Source organism: Amycolatopsis sp., from assembly GCF_036008905.1.
Taxonomy (GTDB): domain Bacteria; phylum Actinomycetota; class Actinomycetes; order Mycobacteriales; family Pseudonocardiaceae; genus Amycolatopsis.
Map to the genome: position 1 here is coordinate 1 of NZ_DASYMU010000194.1, position 18,782 is coordinate 18,782.

Below are 18,782 nucleotides of genomic sequence, written 5' to 3' on the forward strand. Positions count from 1 at the left end.
CGTAACAGTGTTCTAACACTGTTACGCACTCACGACCCCCACGCACGCTGGGCAAGGTGTGTGCGGGCCGGGCAGCACGGCACCGCGCCGCGTCAGAACCGCGCGCACCTCTCGTGCCACGGCACAGGGGTCGTTGTGGACTTCGTGCCAGCCGTAGACGAGACGTGATCGCCCGGCCAGTTCAGCGGCGTTGTCGCGTCTTCGGTCTCGGAAGGCGACACCTGCGACGCTGTGGGTGGCTCGGCCATCGAGTCGAACTGTCACTTCGGCGCCGCAACCGTCATAGGTGACGTCTTCCCAGAGTGTCTTACCGTCCACTATGAACGGCGTCTGCTTGTCGCCGGACGGGAGTCCGTGCGCACGCTCGACCTGTTGCTGGTACTCGACTTCGAGCGTGGACATCAACCCGGTTCGCACGAGCGACAGTGCCTGGTCGATGGTCGGCCGGTAGCGAAACGGCGGCCGGTCCCGAACGCATTCCATCATCGCGGACACCGAGACAGCGGACTGACTGACAAGGTCGACGACCAGGTTCAGCGCTGCTTGGCGGGTTTCCTGGGATACCGCCAGATCGACGATCGTGTCGGTCCTCTTGGTTCGAGGCGGGACAGTGCCCAACCTCGTGTACCGCAACGCGCGTGACCGGTGAACGACGACAAGCGGCAGCTGGGACACCGCGGAACTCGTATAGGGGACAGTGATCTCGACCGGTCTCTCCGCGATGGGAATCATTCGCCATTCCTCGGCGGCTGTGTGGTGGCTGAGAGTCGCTTCTGCGCCGCCGTAGAGAAGCGCCGCGTGGATCTTCGATTGGCGCGGCAGGTCTCCGGTGAAGGTCGAGTAGATGCGAGACAGAACATGGCCCCAACGCCCGGCCTTGACGTTGGCAGCGATGTCGTCCGCGGTGTGTCCGTAAGCCCGCAGTTGCGCGACGCTGACTACACCGGCTTGTTCCGCGAGTAGGCATTGCCAGCTAGGACGCTGGTCTTCGGCGATGGTGGCCTCTGACCACCGACTGTAAGTAGGCACCCGTCGACGATGCGTCACAAACTGCGCCGATGGTGACCCATACGCAAATCTGTGGACAACTGAAGCGGCTGTGGACAACTGCCCGGGCGCAGCTGCCGTTGGGGGTCGTGAGTGCGTAACAGTGTTCTAACACTGTTACGCACTCACGAGCCACGCTGGGTCAGAACCAGCGTTCGAGGACTTGGGCGACGCCGTCTTCGGAGTTCGGGCCGGTCACCTCGTCGGCGACGTCCAGCAGGGCGGGGTGGGCGTTGGCCATGGCGACGCCGTGGCCTGCCCACCGCAGCATCTCCAGGTCGTTGGGCATGTCCCCGAACGCGATCGTGCGGGCCGGGGCGACGCCGTACCGCTCGGCGACCTCGGCGAGCCCGGTCGCCTTCGTGACGCCGTGGGCGGCGACCTCGATCAGCCCGAAGTTCGCCGAGTAGGTGATGTCGACGGTGCCATCGAGGACCGAGCGGGCGGCGGTGGCCATCTCGTCGGAGCTCATGCCGCGCATGCTGACCAGCAGTTTCACCGCGGGATGCCCGAGGACTTCGGCGCGCGGGCTGGTCTTGCCTTCGCCGTCGCCCCAGGGGTTGTGGTAGTCGGGCTCGATGGCGAAGTTCGTGACGTCCGGGTCGACGGCGCAGGTGCCGATGCGTTCGGCGGCGAGGCGGCAGCCGGGGAGCGCGGTCTCCAGCGCGGTGGCGACGTCGTGCAGCAGGAGCGGGTCGAGCAGGCCGTGAACGGCGACGACCTCGTCGAGCGCGATGTCGTAGAGGATCGCGCCGTTCGCGCAGACCGCGTAGCCGCTGAGCCCGGCGGCCCGGGCGACCGGCGGGATCCAGCGCGGCGGCCGACCGCTGACCAGGACGAACGGAACGCCGGCTTCGGTGGCCCGGCGGATGACGGACTTGGTGCGCGGGGTGATTTCCTCGAGGGTGCTGAGCAGGGTGCCGTCAACGTCCGACGCGATCAACTGGGGCTTCTCCACAAGCCCATTCTTCCTGACCCCTAACCTGGTCAGGTGCGCGTAGGCATTGTGATTCTTCCCGAAGACCGTTGGTGGGCCGCCGAGCCGAAGTGGAAGGCAGCCGAGGAGTACGGCTTCGACCACGCCTGGACCTATGATCATCTCGGCTGGCGGAGCCTGGTCGACGGGCCGTGGTTCAGCGCGGTGCCGACGTTGACGGCCGCTGCGATGGTGACCTCCCGCATCGCACTCGGCACCTTCGTCGCGTCCCCGAACTTCCGGCATCCGCTGCCGTTCATGCGTGAGCTCATCACCCTGGACGACATCTCCGACGGCCGTTTCATCCTGGGTATCGGCGCCGGCGCGGGCGGGACGAGCTATGACGCGCTCGTGTTCGGCGAGCCCGATCCGTCGGCCAAGGAGCGCACGGACAGGTTCACCGAGTTCGTCGTGGCGCTCGACGGGCTGCTCATGACCGACAAGTTCGACTTCGACGGCGAGTACTTCAAGACCCGCGGCGCCCGCAACCTGCCGGGCTCCGTGCAGCGCCCGAGACTGCCCTTCCTGGTCGCCGCGAACGGCCCGCGCACGATGACGCTCGCCGCCCGCTTCGGCGCCGCCTGGGCCACCACGGGCCGCAAGTCCGAGACGCTCGACGAGTGGTGGAACAGCGTCGCGGAGCTCAGCAAGATCTTCGACGAGAAGCTCGAACTGACCGGTCGCGACCCCGCGAGCATCCTCCGGTACCTGAGCCTCGACGCCGCGCCGGTGTTCTCGCTCGCCAGCGTCGACGCGTTCACCGACGCCGCCGGCCGGGCCGGGGAGCTCGGTTTCACCGACATCGTGACGCATTGGCCGCGTTCGCACGGCGAGTACGAAGGCCGCGAACTGGTTCTGGAGAAGGTCGCCAGTGACGTGCTCCCCGGACTTCAGGCGGGCCACTAGTCCGATCGGGTGATAAGCAAGATCACGGGAAACCGATTACCCACTACAGACGTCGTCTGTAATACACGGGCACAAACGTGAAGCGGGGTGCAAACCCCCGCCCAAGGTTCACCCCGGGGGTGAATGGGGGACCGAGAAAGGCCTCGTGGGACGGCAGGGGCGGCCTACCACGAGGCCTTTTTCATGCCCGATTGAGCGCCCGAGCTACTTGACGATCGTGTAGATCACCGCGTGCGGGTTGGCGTAGTCCCGCCGCAGGAAGTCGAGCCCGTCGAGGTCGCGCAGGCCGATCGCCCGCCGCAGCTGTGGCTTGATGGCGCCGTTGCCGAGCAGGACGTGGTGGATGTTGAGCCGCCGCACCGCCGCGCGGACTTCGGGATCGGTGTCGTAGTTCCGGAAGTTCGCGGCCAGGTACACGGCGTCCTTCGGCGGTACGCCCGGGTCGTAGTGCCCGGCGACCGGCCGGATGCCGGTGATGGCGTAGAGCCACGCGGAGCCGTCGATACGGTCGTTGAGGACCTTCTCGTCCGGCCCGACGCCCATCTTCTGCAGCACCAGCATCGCGGTGACCTCGTCCGCGCTCACCGGCGGCTGACGGTCCGGCTGCTGCGGCCCGTCGTGATAGGCGTACGCGACGGCCTTGGCGTTCGCCTGCGTGTAGAAGCCCTGCGTGACCACGGCCATCCCGACGACGAGCAGCATCGCCGTCACCAGCCCGATGCGGCCGGGTATCCGGGGCTTGGCCTGCAGCCAGCTCCAGCTCGACACGGCTTTCGCGAACCAGCGCTGGAGCTCGGCGAGCCCGTGCCCGGCGAGCAGGCACAGCGGGATCGCGGCGAGCGCCATCAGCCGGTACTTGTCGTTCCACCACGGCCGGGAGAAGGTGATCACCCAGGACAGTCCGCCGTAACAGGCGACCAGGATGAAGATGGCCGACAGCAGCAGCGCGGACCCCGCGACCCAGCGCATCGCGCCGAGCGTGCGGAAGCTCAGCAGCCCGAGGACGAGCAGCGCGGCCAGCCAGAGCTGCGGGTCGCTGAGGATCTGCCGGAACTTGATCAGCTGGTTGATCGCTTCGGACAGCTCGATGCTCGACGCCCACGCCTGGTACGGGTACGCGCCGGAGGTGAAGGTGATCGCGCCGAGGATGTGCGGCGCGGCTATCAGCGCGCTCACGAGCATCACCGGCAGCATCCGCAGGACGTCGCCGAGCGGCTTGCCCTCGCGCCGCAGCCAGCGCTGGATGACCAGCGGGAACGCGAAAAGCATCGCGCCGAACAGCGCGCTCGAATGCGCCGCGAGCAACCCGACCGCAGACAGCGCGAGCACGGTCCCGGTGTCCACCCCAGGGCGAATCAGGAACCGCTGCAGGGCCACCGCGGCCAGTGGCGTGAGCACGATGCCCAGCGCGAACGGCAGCAGCCCGCTCGACACCGACTCGTACGCGCCCGTGGTGGCGGCGCCGGCCACGATCGCGGCCGCGCCGGCGAACACCGCGCGCCCGCCGAACTGGCGGATCATCGCGACCAGCGAAAGCGCGAAGATCCCGGCGATCGGCACCGTGATGGCGTTGAGCACGGCCGGGATGGTCGCCCCCGACAGTGAGTAAACGAGGGCCCCGACCAGGTGATACGCGTTCGGGTAGAACGAGCCTTCCGGATACCAGTTGATGGTGCCCATGCCGGTCAGGCCGCCGTCACCGGTCTCGGCGATGTAGCGGATGCCGTTGGCGTGGAAGACGGTGTCCCAGCGCTGGAAGACCGCGCTCGCGCCGCCGGACGCCGAGAGCACCACCGTCACCGAAAGCACGGTGGCCAGCACGACACAGGCGGCCACGGCGATATGGGCGCGCCGGGTCCACCGCACCGGCGGCTTGTCGGGCTCGGTCGACACCCAGCCGCGGCTCTGCCCGAGGCGGCGCAACCCGAAGGCGGCGCCGGCCAGCACGACCGTGCAGGCGGCGGCTGTGCCGACGTTGTACGGCAGGCCCATCAGGTGCAGCCACGGCCCGGCGAGCCCGGTGACGGTGTAGGTGAGCAGGGGGGCGAGCCCGGCGAGCGACCAGCCGCGCAGACCGGCGGCGACCCCGATGAGGCCGCCAGGGACCGCCAGCACGACCAGGTAAATACTGATCGCGCCGAGGTAGGTCCAGAACGTGTCCGGTGTAGGCACTGCTTCCTAAGGTTGGTCGGTTCAGGCGTTTGGACATAGTCACTGTGCGTCACTATGTCAAGGTCTGTGCGGACCGCGGCGGGTACCTGCGTACCCTGAGCGCCCGTGAGCGCGCACACGAACCCCGCCAAGATTACTGAAGACGATTTCACCGGCTACGACCTGATCGTAGTTGGCTCCGGATTCTTCGGTCTGACCATCGCCGAACGGGCTGCCACGCAGCTCGACAAGAAGGTTCTCGTGCTGGAGCGGCGCGGCCACATCGGTGGCAACGCGTACTCCGAGGCCGAGCCCGAGACCGGTATCGAGGTGCACCGCTACGGCGCGCACCTGTTCCACACCTCGAACAAGCGGGTCTGGGACTACGTGAACCAGTTCACCGAGTTCACCGGCTACCAGCACCGCGTCTTCGCGAAGGTCGCCGACCAGGTCTATTCGTTCCCGATGAACCTGGCGCTGATCAACCAGTTCTTCGGCAAGTCGCACACGCCCGACGAGGCGCGTGCGCTGATCGCCGAGCAGGCCGCCGAGTTCGACACCGCCAAAGCGCAGAACCTCGAGGAAAAGGGCATCTCGCTCGTCGGGCGCCCGCTCTATGAGGCCTTCGTCAAGGGCTACACCGCGAAGCAGTGGCAGACCGACCCGAAGGAGCTCGCGGCGTCGATCATCAACCGGCTGCCGGTGCGTTACGACTTCACCAACCGGTACTTCAACGACACCTACGAGGGCCTGCCGGTCGACGGCTACACCGCGTGGCTGGAGAAGATGGCCGACCACCCGAACATCGAGGTCCGCACCGACGTCGACTACTTCGACGTCCGGGCACACATCCCCGCCGGCACGCCGACGGTCTACACCGGCCCGCTCGACCACTACTTCGAGTACTCCGAAGGCCGCCTCGGCTGGCGCACGCTCGACTTCGAGCGCGAGGTCGTCGCGACCGGCGATTTCCAGGGCACGCCGGTCATGAACTACAACGACGAAGAGGTCCCGTACACGCGGATCCACGAGTTCCGGCACTTCCACCCGGAGCGCGACTACCCGAAGGACAAGACGGTCATCGTCCGGGAGTTCTCGCGTTTCGCGAAGGAAGACGACGAGCCGTACTACCCGATCAACACCTCGGAAGACCGCGAGAAGCTCGAGCGGTACCGGGAACTGGCGAAGGCCGAAGCACGCGAGCACAACGTGCTCTTCGGCGGCAGGCTCGGCACATACAAGTACCTCGACATGCACATGGCCATCGGGTCGGCGCTGTCGGTGTTCGACAACAAGATCGCCCCGCATCTCACCGACGGCGCCCCCCTCGACGGGTCGCTTGATGCGTGAGATCGCGGTTCTTTCCAAGGTGCAGGGTGCCATCGCGCGGCCTTCGACAGTGAAGGCCGCGCGAGGGCTCTCGCACTTCGGTGAGCACAGCGCGGGCTGGTTCGCCGCGGGCCTGATCGGCGCCGCGGTGGACAAGCCCCGTCGCCGCGAATGGCTGATCGCTTCGTTCGGTGTGGTCGGCGCGCATGCCGCGTCGATCGCGGTGAAGCGGGTCGTGCGGCGGCCGCGCCCGGACGACCCGAGTGTGAAGGTGCTGGTCGACACTCCGAGCAAGTTGAGCTTCCCGTCTTCGCACGCCACTTCGACCACGGCGGCGGCGGTGCTCTACTCCGGATTGACCGGGCGTAATCTGGTCCCGGCCCTGGTGCCACCGATGCTGGCTTCGAGGCTCGTGCTGGGCGTGCACTACCCGACCGACGTGTTGGCGGGCGCCGCACTGGGCGGCCTCGTGGGAGGCCTGATCCGACGGAAGCTGAAGCGACGATGAGTGAAACGACCGATGAGCGGGCCGAAGAGGTGACCACGCCGGCACCGAAGAACGGGCCGCTGCGGGTCGCCCGAGGTGTGCTGAAGACGGCCCGCCCCCGCCAATGGGTGAAGAACGTCCTCGTCTTCGCGGCGCCTTTCTTCGTGTTTTCGAAGTCCACGGATCGTGTCGGCCTGCTGATCTCGGCGCTGATCGCGTTCGTGGCCTTCTCGCTCGTCGCGTCGTCGGTCTACCTCATCAACGACGCGATCGACGTCGAGGCCGACAAGGTGCACCCCACCAAGCGGAACCGGCCGATCGCGGCCGGGATCGTGCCGGTGAAGCTCGCCTATGCCGCGGCGGTGGTGTTCTTCGCCGCCGGTCTCGGGATCTCGTTCTTCGCGAGCCCGCAACTGGCGATCGTGCTCGGTGTCTACGAAGCCGTGCAGCTCGCGTACTGCCTGGGGCTCAAGCACCAGCCGGTGGTGGACCTGGCGATCGTTGGTTCCGGTTTCCTGATGCGCTCGATCGCCGGTGGTGTGGCGGGCGGAATCGCGATGTCCAACTGGTTCCTGCTGGTGACGGCGTTCGGTTCGCTGTTCATGGTGGCGGGCAAGCGGTACGCCGAAATCATGCTGTTCGAGCGGACAGGGGCGAAGATCCGATCTTCGCTGAAGAAGTACTCGGCGAGCTATCTGCGGTTCGTCTGGGCGACTTCCGCGGCGATCCTGATCATGTCGTACTGCCTCTGGGCGTTCGAGTTGCGCGCGACTTCGGACAACTCCGTGTGGGCCGTCGTCTCGATGGTGCCGTTCGTGGTAGCCGTTCTCCGGTACGCCGTCGACGTCGACGGCGGCAACGCGGGCGAACCGGAAGAGATCGCGCTGCGCGACAGGGTGCTCCAGGTGCTCGGAGCGAGCTGGGTCATCACGTTGTTCCTGTCGTTCTACTTCTAGAGCCGGGCCGACTGGTTATCGACAGGTCGAACACAGCTTCGCCACAGCAATCGCGGTGATGCTGGGTGTATGACCGATTCGAAGAACACCCCACCGGAGCCGGAAGACGGCGGTACCCCGCCGCCTTCCGAACCCCCGGCCACGGCTGCCCAGCCCACCGTTCCCCAGCCCGTACCCGAGCCCGCGCCGGTCGAAGAGACCGTGGTCAACCAGCAGCCGCCGCCTCCGCAGGCTCCGGCGGGCCCGCCGCCGTTTCCTTACGCACCACCACCTCCGCCCCCGTCACAGCCCGGCCGGATGCGCCGCGCGGTGAAGAACCGGGCCGTCCAGCTCGTCGGTGTCGGCGTGCTCGGCGCGGTGATCGGCGGTGGCATCGTGGGTGGCGCGGTGGCGCTCGCCGGGCCCGGCGGCCATGACGGACCCCGTGACGGCCGGGGCGGATATTCGCAGCACTATGATCAGCGTGGCGGCTTCGACCACCCCGGACGCGGGGGCGGTCCTCAGGGCTGACCTGGGAACTTCTTTCGCAGTTGGTAACAAAAGCGTAACGGCGGCCGTGTACTATGGCTGCGATGCGCCTAGCTTCCACTGAATCCAAGGCCCCCGCTGAATCCAAAGCGAGCATCGGTGCACCGCGGCCGGTCGCCGCGTGGTGGCTGCCCGCCGGGGTCGCCGTGGCCTCGGCAGTGGTCTTCGCGCTGGTCAGAAGCTATCTCATCGACGACGCGTACATCACGTTGTCGTACGCGGAAAACCTCGCCTTCCACGGTCACTGGGGGCTCATCGAGGAGGGCACGGCCAACACGGCGACCTCGCCGCTGAACGTGCTGGCCCTCGCGGCGCTGACCTTCGTCGTGCGTGACGCGGTGCTCGCCGCCGGCGTGCTTTTCGTGCTGTGCCAGGTTTCGGTCGCGTTCGCGTTGCGCCGGCTCGGTGCGCGGGCCGGGCTGCCGTCGTGGTTCGCGCCGCTCGCCGCCGGTCTGCTGCTCGTGAACCCGCTACTGGTCTCGTCCATCGGGCTCGAACTGGCGCTCGGCTCGGCCGTCCTGCTGTGGCTGTTCGTGTTCTCCGTGGAGCGGCGGCCGGTCGAATTCGGCTTGGCGCTGGGGTTGCTGGCGCTGGTCCGGCTCGATCTGCTGGTCGTCGCCGCGGTGATCTTCTTCGCCCGCCGCGATTTCTGGCTCGGTATCTGGCGGACGACGTTCGCCGCGCTCGCGGTGACGGTGCCCTGGTTCCTGTTCAGCTGGACCGTGCTCGGCTCGGCCGTGCCGGACACCTTGATCATCAAAACCCTGCAGCAGTCCTGGGGCCCTTGGGATTTCACGAACGGCCCGCTCGTCTACTGGCGGCATTTCCCCATCGCGACAATGTTGTCCTTCCTGCCGCTCGTGGCCGGCGCGCTGATCGGTCTACTGTGGACAGTCCGGTATCGCCAAGGCTCCGAACGCGCGAAACGGTTGCAGCCGTTCGCCGTGCTGGCCATCGCCGGCGCGGTGCACTATGTGACCTATGTGTGGCTCACCGTGCCGCCTTACCACTGGTACTACGGCCCCAGCATTATCGCCGCCACCGTGTTCGTGGCCGCCTCGGCTTCGGTCGTCGAGCGCGTCCGGGTCGGTGTGTTCGCCGTCGCAGCAGCCGTGATCGCTTGGAGTGCCACGGTTTCCGTGGTGCTGGACAGGCAGCACGACTACAGCGCGATCACCACCAACCACGCTTCCAGTGAGCGCTACCAGCAGATCGGCCGGGAACTCGGCGCGCTGGCGAACGGGCGGGTCGTGCGCAGCGCCGGTGAGATAGGCGCCCTCGCGTACTCGTGCCAATGCGCGATCGTCGACATCTTCTCCGATCGCGGCTCGCTGACCCCGGCGATCATCGAGAGCAAGAACCGCAGCGGCCCACTCGGCCGGGCGCTGATCGAGGCCAACTTCCGCTTCCTCGACCAGACCGTCCCGCCCACCCTGCCGGATCTCGTGCTCGAAGAAACCTGGAACAAGGTGCCGCCAGGAGTCCTTGCCAGCTGGGACATTTCGTCGCCATGGACCGGATCACAGCACCTGTATCTGCGTCCGCTCGACGGTTGATCGTTTCGAGGGACCGGAAAGTCAGTCCCGCACCGCGGTGATGTCCACGACCAGGTTGAACGTGCTGCCGCTGAGGCCGACCATCGCGTCGATGCCGAACTCGGTCCGGTCGATGCGGGTGCTGGCGCGGGCGGTGAAGATCCCGTTCGCCGTCGCGGCGCGCTGGATTTCGAGATAAATCGTCCTGGAGACCTCGTGGACGGTCAGCAGTCCTTCGAGGATCCACCGCCCGCCGGACTCCCGGACCTGCCCGCCGGCGAAGACGATCACCGGGTACTGCAGCGTGTTCAGGAACCGCTTCGACCGGATTTCGTTGTCCCGCTGCCTGTTCCCGGTGTCGAAACTGGCGGAGTCGATTTCGGCTTCGGCGGTGGACTTCGTCAGCGGGTCGGCGACGCGGATCCAGCCGCTGTTGACCGCGAACCCACCACGCACCGGCGCCAGGCCGAACAGATGACGGCCGGAAAAGGTGATTCTCGAGCGTCCCGGATCGATTGTGTAGTGGCCTACCGGTGGGATGGTGACGCGCTCGATCACGGTGCTCCTTCTGCGTACCTGACGAAGAGACCATAACCGGCGGCCGGTGCCCTTTCGGTGAAGCCTCGCCAAGTGGGTATTTCGGCCGTCTGGCGCCGGGTCGAAGTGGTGAATTCTCGAAGTGTCGGAGCAGTATGAAAGGGGTTTGTCGTGACCGCCGGAAACTACCAAGTGCTGCCAGCCGAAGTCCGTTCGATCGCCGGCACGGTGGAGGGCTTGAGTTCCCACGCGCTGTCGACCGTGCGCGATCTCGAATCGCTCGTCATCGACGTGATGTCGTTCGCCGGTATCGGTTCCAGTGTCGGCGCGGCGAACGCGGCACTGCAGACGCAGCTCGTCGGCGGGCTCGGCAAGTTCGTCACGCTGATCAACGACATCAACGAGCACGTGCGCTCCGCCGTCGACGGCTACACCGACGCGGACACGGCCGCTGCGCAGGGTTTCGGCGGCAACGGCGCGACCGGTGGCGGCGCGGCGGCGGCCCCGACCCAGCTCGACCCGCGGGTGGTCGACTCGATCATGGCTTCCGAAGGCGCGACGGGCGAGCAGGGCGGAGTGCCCGAGGCGTACGGGTTCCGGCAGAACATGCACAACGGTTACGACCGGATCATCGCCGCGCGCGAGCAGTACGGCATCGGCAGCGCCGAGGAACGCGCCGTGGTTTCCGAGCTCATGACGGCGAGCGCGCAGCGGGCGGGCGCGTTGAACTTCACCGACGCCGGCGCGCAGGCCGCGATCATGTCCGGCGCGCATATGCGAGGCGTCGGCGGTGTCCAGGCGATCCTGAACCAGATGGCCGGCGACGACATCACTCGCAGTGCCACGCTGAGCCAAGCCGCTATCGACCACGCGCAGGGACTCTCGTCGGCCGAGTTCCAGCAGGAGTTCCGGGACGCGCGGATCGAGTACGACCGCGAGATCTACGGCGACACCACGACCCGCCAGGGCGGCCACACCCAGAACTGGTGGGACCGCTACGGCAACGGCCTCACCCAGCGCTACGACCGCGAGCAGGGCGAGTTCCTCAACCTGGCCGCGCCTCGGGACTAGGGGTACCACCAAGGCCACCTTGGGAGCGCGACCAAGGTGGCCTTGGTGGTCTTAGATCGGGAGCTTGCGGAAGATCGGGCGCGGGACGTGCCGCAGCGCCGACATCACGAGCCGGAACGGCGCCGGGGCCCAGACGAGCTCCTTGCCCTTTCGGCAGGCGTCGACGGCGATCTCGGCGACCTGCTCGGCGGTCTGCGCGAGCGGGGCGTCCGGCAGGCCCTCGGTCATCTTGGTCTTGACGTGCCCGGGGCGGACGACGGTGACCTTCACGCCGAGCGGCCGCAGCGCCTCGCCGAGGCCGAGGTAGAACCCGTCGAAACCGGCCTTTGTGGAGCCGTAGACGAAGTTCGACCGGCGCACGCGCTCACCGGCGACCGACGAAAGCGCGATCACCGAACCGTGGCCCTGCTTCTTCAGCTTCTCCGAAAGCGCGACGCCGACCGAAACCGCGGCGGTGTAGTTGACCGTGGCCAGCTCGACGGCCTTGGCGTGGTCCTGCCAGAGCTGCTCAGGGTCGCCCAGCAGGCCGAACGCCACCACCGTGACGTCGATGTCGCCACCGGCGAACGCCTTGTTCATCACGGCAGGGTGCGAGCTGGTGTTCTTCGCGTCGAAGTCCACAGTGGACACCTCGGCGCCCGCGTTCTTCAACCGCTGCACGGCCGCGTCGAGCCGCTCGGACTTCCGCGCGGCGAGCACGATCCTCAGTGGACGTTCGCTCAGGTACTTCTCGGCGATGGCCAGCCCGATGTCGGAGGTGCCGCCGAGCAGCAGCAGGGACTGGGGATTACCCACGGCGTCGATCACAGTAGTTTCAACCTTCGGCTCATGTCGGAGGCGAAAACGCCTTCGGGGTCAACGGATGCGCGGATCTTGCGCCATTCGTCCAGACGCGGGTACATCTGCGCGAACACTCCGGCCGAGGTGCGCGAGTCCTTGGCGGTGTACAGCCTGCCGCCCAGTTCGAGCACGTCGTCGTCGAGCTCCTGGCAGAACTCGCTCAGCCCGGCCTTGATCGGGAAGTCGAGGCAGACCATCCAGCCCGGGTGCGGGAACGACAGCGGCGCCGGGTTTCCCTCGCCCATCGCCTTGAACACGTTCAGGAACGACACGTGCCCGGAGTCCGCGACCTTCTGGATGATGCGGCGCAGCTCTTCGTGCGCGTTCAGCGGAGTGCTGAACTGGTACTGCAGGAAACCCTTCGAGCCGTAGGCGCGGTTCCACTCGCCGAAGAGGTCCAGCGGGTGGTAGAACGCGGTCAGGCTCTGGATCTGGTCGCGCGCGTTCTTCGCCGTCTTGCGGTAGTACAGCTCGCCGATCGCGGTGAACGACAGCTTGTTGGCGAGCCCGTTCGGGAAGACGTCCGGCAGCGTCGCCAGCTGGCCAGGGTTGAACTTGAGCGGGTCGGCGCGCAGCTTGGGCGGCAGTTCGTCCAGCTTGGCCAGCGAGCCGCGCTGGAACGCCGCGCGGCCGAGCTTCTTGCCGCGGGACATCGAGTCGAACCACCCGGACGAGTAGGTGTAGTTGCTCTCGGAGCCGTCGGTGACCAGCTCGAGGGTCTCGTCGAGGTTCGCGGTGCGCTGGATGTCGGCCTTGAAGTAGGCCGTCTCCGTCCGGGTCATGCGGATCTTCGCGCGCAGGATGATCCCGGTCAGCCCGATCCCGGCGACGGTCGCCCAGAACAGTTCCGACTCCGGGCCGTCGGGCGTCAGCGTCCGCACCTTGCCGTCGGCGGTGAGCAGCTCCATCGACACGACATGGTTGCCGAAACTGCCCGCGCTGTGGTGGTTCTTGCCGTGGATGTCGTTGGCGATCGCGCCACCGATGGTGACCTGGCGCGTTCCCGGCAGCACCGGTACCCAGAGGCCGTACGGCAGCGCCTCGCGCATCAACTGGTCGAGGCTCACCCCGGCGTCGACGTCCACGAGGGCGGAGTCGGGATCGATAGAGTGAATCTTGCTGAGCGCGGTCATGTCGACGACGAGCCCGCCGGCGTTCTGCGCGGGGTCGCCGTAGGACCTTCCGAGCCCGCGGGCGATGACGCCGCGCTCGCCGGCCTGGGTCACCGCGCGGGCGATGACGTCGAGGTCAGTGGTGCTCAGCACCTCCGCGACGGTCGGCGCGGTACGCGCCCAGCCGGTGAGTGTGCGCCGCTCGATCTGTGGTTTCGGGGTCACGCGACCAGGGTAACCACGCCCGATATGGGCCCCTCCGGTGACCGCTTCTACACTTTGAATGTCAGCGAACCGAACTTTATGAGGTATGCGGTGGTGGCGACGGACCCACAGGCCGGTGTGACGGGTACAAAGCCGTCTGCGCCCGGGTTGCTCGGACAGCTGATCCGCTTCGCGTTGATCGGCGGTTTCTGCGCGCTTATCGACTTCGGCAGCTACCAGGGCCTGCGCGCGTTGGGAATGGACGCGACACCGTGGGTCGACGTCGCACGGGCGATCAGTTTCGTCGCCGGAACGACGACCGCGTTTTTTCTTAACCGCAAATTCACATTCGCTGGCGGGCATCAAAAAGGTGCTGGTCAGATCGGTGGTTTCGTAGCGCTCTACACCGTGACTTTCTTCGTCGCGGTGGGGATGAATCGCTGGATGCTGCATCTGCTTCCCGAGTCGTCGTGGAAAACCACGCTAGGTTGGCTCGTATCGCAGGCAACCGCGACCGTGATCAATTTCGTCATGCTCAAGTGGGTTGTCTTCCGTGAGACGGCACCGCGTGAAAAAGCCCAGCGTGAGAAAATCGTAGAGGAGAACTGAGGATCTATGCCCGGTAAAGCAGCAGCCGCAACCGGACAGGCCACTGGTGTCAGCACAGTGGAGCCGGCCACCAACGGTCACCACGCGGCGGACGAGACCACGTTCGTCGAGCGGGTTGCCCAGGGCAGGCTCACTACCCAGCGGGGCCTGTACGCCGGTCCGTCGCCGGTCGTGAGCAAGGACCTCTACTCCGAACTCGAATGGGGCTCGGTGGTGCGGGAGCGCACCGGAATCAGCCTCGAGTCGAGCACCAAGGTGTCGGGCAACACCTACTTCGGCCGGTTCCCGGCCAGCTACTGGCAGCGCTGGACCACCGTCAAGGAGGTCACGCTCGAAGCCGTCGTGACCGGTGACGGCCTCCTCACCGTCGGCGCGTCCGACGTCGAGGGCGACGCCCGTGTCGTGGCCGCCAAGCAGCTCGTGGGGGCCAAGCAGACGGCCATCACGCTGACGGCGAAGCTCGACAAGTTCTACGACGGTGGCGCCCTCTGGCTGGACCTCGAGACCGAGGCCGGGCAGAGCCTGGCCCTCGAGCAGGTCCGCTGGACCGTCGAGTCGCCGGAGAAGATCCGCCCGACCGCCGTGACCATCTGCACGATGAACCGCGCCGACGACTGCCTCGCCAACCTGCAGGCGCTCGCGGGCGACATCTCCTCGCTCGACACCCTCGACGCGATCTACGTCGCCGACCAGGGCACCGACCGCGTCGACTCCCGTGAAGGGTTCGAGCAGGTCGCGAAGGACCTCGGCGACAAGCTGCACTACATCGTCCAGCCGAACCTCGGTGGCGCCGGCGGTTTCACCCGTGGTCTCTACGAGGTCGCCGGGCACACCGAGACCGAGCACGCCAACGTCCTGTTCATGGACGACGACGTGCTGCTCGAGCCGGACCTCGTGATCCGGATGACGGCGTTCTCGAACCGCACCGCCAACCCGGTCATCGTCGGCGGGCAGATGCTGAACCTGCTCCACCCGAACCAGCTGCACGTCGGCGCCGAGTACGCCAACCTGAACACCCTCGAGCCCGGCCAGGCCGTCGAGCACAGCCTCAACACCGCGGACCTGCTAGGCATCGACGAGGAGACGCTCAAGCCGAACCGGCAGGAGCGCCGCCTCGACGCCGGTTACAACGGCTGGTGGTCCTGCCTCATCCCGTACGAGATCGTCAAGGCCACCGGCTACCCGCTGCCGTTCTTCTTCCAGTGGGACGACGCCGAGTACAGCTACCGCGCCCGCTCGTACGGCTTCCCGACGGTGACCCTGCCCGGCGCCGGCGTCTGGCACGCGGACTTCCACTGGAAGGACTGGGACGAGTGGCACCGCTACTTCAACCTGCGTAACTCCATCATCACCGCGGCGCTGCACAGCCCGTTCAACCTGAACCTGGTTTCGCGGGTCCTGGTCGCGCAGCTGGTCCGCTACCTGCTGAGCATGCAGTACGGACTGTCGGCGACGCTGATCAAGGCCGTCGAGGACTTCCTCGAAGGCCCCGAGGTCCTGCGCGACGGTGGCGTCGAGGCGATGAAGGAAATCCGGCGTATCCGCGACGACTACCCGGAGACCAAGCGCCACCCCGCCACGGACGTGCCGGGGATCGCCTCCAACGACATCGGCATCATCAACAGCGCGCCCAGGCCCAGCCTGCACCGGGCCGTGATGCTCAAGCGGATCCTCGACCGCCTCCTCGGCAACCACCGCCACAGCCTCGGCGCCATCCCCGCCGACGAGACCAACTGGTGGCACGTCTCCCTGTTCGAAACGGCCGTCATCACGGACGCTTCGCAGGAAGGTGTCCGAGTCCGCACCTACGACCGGGCGAAGATGTTCGACCTCGCCCGCCGTGGCGCGAAGGTCATCCAGCGACTGCGCAAGGAAGGCGCCGCCGCTCAGGCGCAGTACAAGCGCGCGATGCCCGAGCTGACCAGCCGCGAAAACTGGAAGCGCCTCTACAAGCTCTAAGTCTCAGATGGTTTTGGCCGTGTCCGAGGTCGCGGGACACGGCCAAAGCTGTTTCGGGCGTGGTAAAACCCAGCCACGCAGTGCCAAGCCCAGACACAGTGACTCACGTCCGCCCAACGGGCGGGAGTCTTTACGCGCGCCAATAAACACAGGCTTCTAGCCGTGCCTCTGACCGCAACCACAAGCGAAGCCGTGCCTCGAGACCCAGTCACCTGGAGCCGTACCTCACGACCCAGCCAATGAATCAGTGGAGCCCGAAGACCTTGCCTTTGCGTTGCAGGTCGTCGATGTAGGCGGCGGCGACGTGTCCGAAGTTGATGGTCACCTTGGAGTCGTCCTTGGTCACCACGGTTTCGACGGCGCCGGACTTCAACAGCTGTGACAGCCTGCCTTCCAGCTTCGCCGATTCCTCGGGGAGCAGGGCGAAGAGCAGGGGTTCGCCGCCGGCGGCGAGGTGGAGCACGAGTGCTGGTTTCTGATCGGCCATGGTCCCACCACAGCAGTCCGTGATCTTCCCGGCAAGCGGGTTCGCTACGGGCAGACTGACCGGCACGTCAGGCTGCTACCTTTTCTGGGCAAGCTGGTGAGACCCTCAGGGGGATAGGCGATGGCGCACACGTTCTCGCTGTCTTTGGCAGCCGTGGACATTCTTCTCGAACACGAAACACTGGGCGGCGCCCCGTATCCGTTCAAGGTTCCGCACATCGGCACCACGCACACACAACGCGCGCAGGTGCGCGGCGCGGTGTTCCGAGACCTCGAATCCCGTGGCCTCATGCGGGGCGGGCGATTGGACGCCGATGTCGAGCTGACCTTGAAGACGTTCGTCGATCCGCTGGTTTCGATCGCCGGCGCGGCCCGGCTCGACGGCGGGAAACCGCTGTTCACGCGGGTGTCTTCGGACAACCAGTTCGCTGTGGTCGTGCGGCAGGACGAGAACCTGCTGGTTTTCGAGGAGACCAGGCCGACGGCGATCGTGCCGGCGGTGGTCGACCTGCTGCCGTTGACACCCGCGGCGCCCGGTCAGTCGGTGACGATCGCGAAACCCGTATCGGCGCCTCCGCGACGGCAGCCGATCAACGACGGTTCGTACGACCCGTTCGCGTCGGTCAACCGTCCCCGGCAGGGCGGCGGTGGTGCGCAGTTGCGCTCGGTCGAGCGGGTCTTCGAGAAGCCGAAGCTGCGGGTCGGGCAGTTCACGCCGTTCGTCAAGGGCAAGAACGGCCGTCCGGTCGACCTGAGCCCGTTGGCGTGGTTCGACACCGAGATCGGGCGCTACCTGATGTCCGCGCACGAGGCCGCCGACGGCCAGCGTTGGCTCACCTACGCTCCCGCCGACAACGCCAGGATCGCGCAGCAGCTCTATGCCCAGCTCGAGGGCTATTTGTAGGCTGAAGGAACCTGGTGGACGCCCGGTGCGTCGAAAGAGAGATTTCGGCAAACGGGTGATCGACTCAGCCGTTCACTAGTAGACTGCCTGCTGAAGACTATGGGGCGAAGGATGTGGGGCGGCGATGTTAGCACCTGAGCAGTCGGGCGGCAGCTTGTTCAGCACTGGTGGGCTGAGCGCCGGGTTCATTGCGGAAACCCAGGTCGCGACCCAGAAGTTGCTCGACTCTGCCAAGTCCGGTGGTTTCAAGATCACCGAAGCGGGCGTCAAGCCGATGCGCGATGCCCTGCTCGACGTGCGAAACAAGATAGAAAACCTCAGCACGGCCCGCGGCACCCTGGACCAGGCTCCGATGCTGGGTAACCACACCTACGGTCACACTGTCGCCGCGCACGACCAGAAAGGCGCGTCGCAGGACCCGGATTCCGCGGGACGTGTCCTCGATGAACTGAAGCAGATGATCATTCAGGCCGATGAGGCGCTCGCCAGGGCCGCCGGGGTCTACAAGGAAACCGAAAACCAGACCCAGGACGTCTTGAAGGGATTTCAGGTCTGAGCATGTCGAAGGTCATCGCACGTCCAGCCCTATTGCTGCTTGTCGTCGGGGCCTTCGGCCTGGCGGGGTGCTCGAGTTCCGAGATCGGCACAGCCGTTCCCTCGACCGGGTTACCGAGCAGCGGACAGCCCCAGCCTTCTCCGACGGCGCCTCCGGAGTCATCGACCCAAGGCGGTAGCGCGGGTACGGCTTCGGTGCAGCCGTGTTCACTGCTGAGCGCGACCGATCTCACGGAGTACGGGACGTTCAACGGCCCGGATGAGAAAGAACTTGGCGGCGCCCGCACCTGCGGTTTCCAGCGCAAGCTCGCGAGCGCCAGCGACAAGGGGCTCGGCGTGAGCATCAACGTGCGGGACAAGCAGGGCATCTCCAGCGTGAACGATCTCGGCCAGGGCATCCAGACCGACAAGCTCAATGGGCGTGACGTGGTGAGAGCGCCGAGCACCAACAGCGCGTGCACAATAGCGCTCGCGGTGGGCGACACGTCACGCGTCGACGTGCTGGTCACCGCGGACAGCACCGCTGAAGCGTGCGACGTGGCGGCGAAGCTCGTCGGAGTCGTCGAACCGAAACTTCCCAAGGGGTAAGG

19 protein-coding genes are annotated in these 18,782 nt (G+C 66.7%); 12 read left to right on the forward strand and 7 right to left on the reverse strand.

Going from position 1 to position 18,782, the window contains the following annotated elements; translation table 11 throughout:
• Positions 1-21: 21 nt before the first annotated feature.
• Both VGP60_RS31920 and VGP60_RS31925 read right to left on the reverse strand, forming a co-directional pair.
• On the reverse strand, positions 22-1,047 hold the full coding sequence (locus VGP60_RS31920; protein ID WP_327551872.1) for a hypothetical protein: 1,026 nt from the start codon (positions 1,045-1,047) through the stop codon (positions 22-24).
• 142 nt (positions 1,048-1,189) lie between these two features.
• Positions 1,190-2,005, reverse strand: a complete 816-nt coding sequence (locus tag VGP60_RS31925; RefSeq protein ID WP_327551873.1) for an HAD family hydrolase — start codon at positions 2,003-2,005, stop codon at positions 1,190-1,192.
• A 33-nt stretch (positions 2,006-2,038) separates the two neighbouring features.
• On the opposite strand from VGP60_RS31925, the gene VGP60_RS31930 reads away from it, so the two are divergent.
• Positions 2,039-2,929 (forward strand): LLM class flavin-dependent oxidoreductase, encoded by an 891-nt coding sequence (locus VGP60_RS31930; RefSeq protein WP_327551874.1) that lies wholly within the window; start codon positions 2,039-2,041, stop codon positions 2,927-2,929.
• A gap of 204 nt (positions 2,930-3,133) precedes the next feature.
• Here VGP60_RS31930 and VGP60_RS31935 read toward each other — a convergent pair whose 3' ends face one another.
• The gene (locus VGP60_RS31935) at positions 3,134-5,101 is read right to left on the reverse strand and encodes a DUF6541 family protein (RefSeq protein ID WP_327551875.1); all 1,968 of its coding nucleotides are present in this window, start codon (positions 5,099-5,101) and stop codon (positions 3,134-3,136) included.
• A 105-nt stretch (positions 5,102-5,206) separates the two neighbouring features.
• Between VGP60_RS31935 and glf the strand changes: the two genes are divergently transcribed.
• The 5 genes from glf to VGP60_RS31960 all read left to right on the forward strand — a co-directional run bounded on the left by glf (position 5,207) and on the right by VGP60_RS31960 (position 9,936).
• Complete coding sequence (glf, locus tag VGP60_RS31940) at positions 5,207-6,430, forward strand: UDP-galactopyranose mutase (RefSeq protein WP_327551876.1); 1,224 nt, start codon at positions 5,207-5,209, stop codon at positions 6,428-6,430.
• Entirely contained in the window at positions 6,423-6,917 is a 495-nt protein-coding gene (locus VGP60_RS31945; protein WP_327551877.1) for a phosphatase PAP2 family protein, read from the forward strand. Before glf ends, VGP60_RS31945 begins: the two co-directional genes overlap by 8 nt.
• On the forward strand, positions 6,914-7,852 hold the full coding sequence (locus tag VGP60_RS31950) for a decaprenyl-phosphate phosphoribosyltransferase (protein WP_327551878.1): 939 nt from the start codon (positions 6,914-6,916) through the stop codon (positions 7,850-7,852). The genes VGP60_RS31945 and VGP60_RS31950 overlap by 4 nt, the downstream gene beginning before the upstream one ends.
• A 69-nt stretch (positions 7,853-7,921) precedes the next feature.
• Entirely contained in the window at positions 7,922-8,362 is a 441-nt protein-coding gene (locus VGP60_RS31955; protein WP_327551879.1) for a hypothetical protein, read from the forward strand.
• Positions 8,363-8,415: 53 nt separating this feature from the next.
• Positions 8,416-9,936, forward strand: a complete 1,521-nt coding sequence (locus VGP60_RS31960) for a hypothetical protein (RefSeq protein ID WP_414640438.1) — start codon at positions 8,416-8,418, stop codon at positions 9,934-9,936.
• 21 nt (positions 9,937-9,957) lie between these two features.
• Here VGP60_RS31960 and VGP60_RS31965 read toward each other — a convergent pair whose 3' ends face one another.
• Positions 9,958-10,473, reverse strand: coding sequence for a YceI family protein (locus VGP60_RS31965; RefSeq protein ID WP_327551881.1), 516 nt, complete (start codon positions 10,471-10,473; stop codon positions 9,958-9,960).
• Between the two features lie 150 nt (positions 10,474-10,623).
• Between VGP60_RS31965 and VGP60_RS31970 the strand changes: the two genes are divergently transcribed.
• Positions 10,624-11,523, forward strand: a complete 900-nt coding sequence (locus VGP60_RS31970; RefSeq protein ID WP_327551882.1) for a hypothetical protein — start codon at positions 10,624-10,626, stop codon at positions 11,521-11,523.
• 51 nt (positions 11,524-11,574) lie between these two features.
• Here the strand turns inward: VGP60_RS31970 and VGP60_RS31975 are convergent, their stop codons facing one another.
• Entirely contained in the window at positions 11,575-12,330 is a 756-nt protein-coding gene (locus tag VGP60_RS31975) for a decaprenylphospho-beta-D-erythro-pentofuranosid-2-ulose 2-reductase (RefSeq protein WP_327551883.1), read from the reverse strand.
• Positions 12,327-13,700 carry an FAD-binding oxidoreductase gene (locus tag VGP60_RS31980; RefSeq protein WP_327551884.1) on the reverse strand — a complete coding sequence of 458 codons (1,374 nt, stop codon included), beginning with the start codon at positions 13,698-13,700 and terminating at the stop codon, positions 12,327-12,329. The genes VGP60_RS31975 and VGP60_RS31980 overlap by 4 nt, the downstream gene beginning before the upstream one ends.
• A gap of 90 nt (positions 13,701-13,790) precedes the next feature.
• Here VGP60_RS31980 and VGP60_RS31985 point away from each other — a divergent pair, with 90 nt between their 5' ends.
• Both VGP60_RS31985 and VGP60_RS31990 read left to right on the forward strand, forming a co-directional pair.
• Entirely contained in the window at positions 13,791-14,288 is a 498-nt protein-coding gene (locus VGP60_RS31985) for a GtrA family protein (protein WP_327551918.1), read from the forward strand.
• 6 nt (positions 14,289-14,294) lie between these two features.
• The gene (locus tag VGP60_RS31990; RefSeq protein WP_327551885.1) at positions 14,295-16,247 is read left to right on the forward strand and encodes a glycosyltransferase; all 1,953 of its coding nucleotides are present in this window, start codon (positions 14,295-14,297) and stop codon (positions 16,245-16,247) included.
• 244 nt (positions 16,248-16,491) lie between these two features.
• Here the strand turns inward: VGP60_RS31990 and VGP60_RS31995 are convergent, their stop codons facing one another.
• On the reverse strand, positions 16,492-16,734 hold the full coding sequence (locus VGP60_RS31995) for a hypothetical protein (protein WP_327551886.1): 243 nt from the start codon (positions 16,732-16,734) through the stop codon (positions 16,492-16,494).
• A 120-nt stretch (positions 16,735-16,854) separates the two neighbouring features.
• Here VGP60_RS31995 and VGP60_RS32000 point away from each other — a divergent pair, with 120 nt between their 5' ends.
• From VGP60_RS32000 to VGP60_RS32010, 3 genes are all read left to right on the forward strand, one after another.
• On the forward strand, positions 16,855-17,637 hold the full coding sequence (locus VGP60_RS32000; RefSeq protein WP_327551887.1) for an ESX secretion-associated protein EspG: 783 nt from the start codon (positions 16,855-16,857) through the stop codon (positions 17,635-17,637).
• Between the two features lie 124 nt (positions 17,638-17,761).
• A complete protein-coding gene (locus VGP60_RS32005) occupies positions 17,762-18,193 on the forward strand; it encodes a hypothetical protein (protein WP_327551888.1) in 432 nt (143 codons plus the stop codon).
• 2 nt (positions 18,194-18,195) lie between these two features.
• Positions 18,196-18,780: a DUF3558 domain-containing protein gene (locus VGP60_RS32010; RefSeq protein ID WP_327551889.1), complete on the forward strand. Its 585-nt coding sequence runs from the start codon at positions 18,196-18,198 to the stop codon at positions 18,778-18,780.
• Positions 18,781-18,782: the final 2 nt, after the last annotated feature.

What these genes read in the sequence shown, in the direction of transcription:
- VGP60_RS31945 (WP_327551877.1), top strand. Translation starts at nt 6,423, where the DNA reads ATGCGTGAGATCGCGGTTCTTTCCAAGGTGCAGGGTGCCATCGCGCGG.
- VGP60_RS31950 (WP_327551878.1), top strand. Translation starts at nt 6,914, where the DNA reads ATGAGTGAAACGACCGATGAGCGGGCCGAAGAGGTGACCACGCCGGCA.
- VGP60_RS31955 (WP_327551879.1), top strand. Translation starts at nt 7,922, where the DNA reads ATGACCGATTCGAAGAACACCCCACCGGAGCCGGAAGACGGCGGTACC.
- VGP60_RS31960 (WP_414640438.1), top strand. Translation starts at nt 8,416, where the DNA reads ATGGCTGCGATGCGCCTAGCTTCCACTGAATCCAAGGCCCCCGCTGAA.
- VGP60_RS31990 (WP_327551885.1), top strand. Translation starts at nt 14,295, where the DNA reads ATGCCCGGTAAAGCAGCAGCCGCAACCGGACAGGCCACTGGTGTCAGC.
- VGP60_RS31995 (WP_327551886.1), bottom strand. Translation starts at nt 16,734, where the DNA reads ATGGCCGATCAGAAACCAGCACTCGTGCTCCACCTCGCCGCCGGCGGC.
- VGP60_RS32000 (WP_327551887.1), top strand. Translation starts at nt 16,855, where the DNA reads ATGGCGCACACGTTCTCGCTGTCTTTGGCAGCCGTGGACATTCTTCTC.
- VGP60_RS32005 (WP_327551888.1), top strand. Translation starts at nt 17,762, where the DNA reads ATGTTAGCACCTGAGCAGTCGGGCGGCAGCTTGTTCAGCACTGGTGGG.
- VGP60_RS32010 (WP_327551889.1), top strand. Translation starts at nt 18,196, where the DNA reads ATGTCGAAGGTCATCGCACGTCCAGCCCTATTGCTGCTTGTCGTCGGG.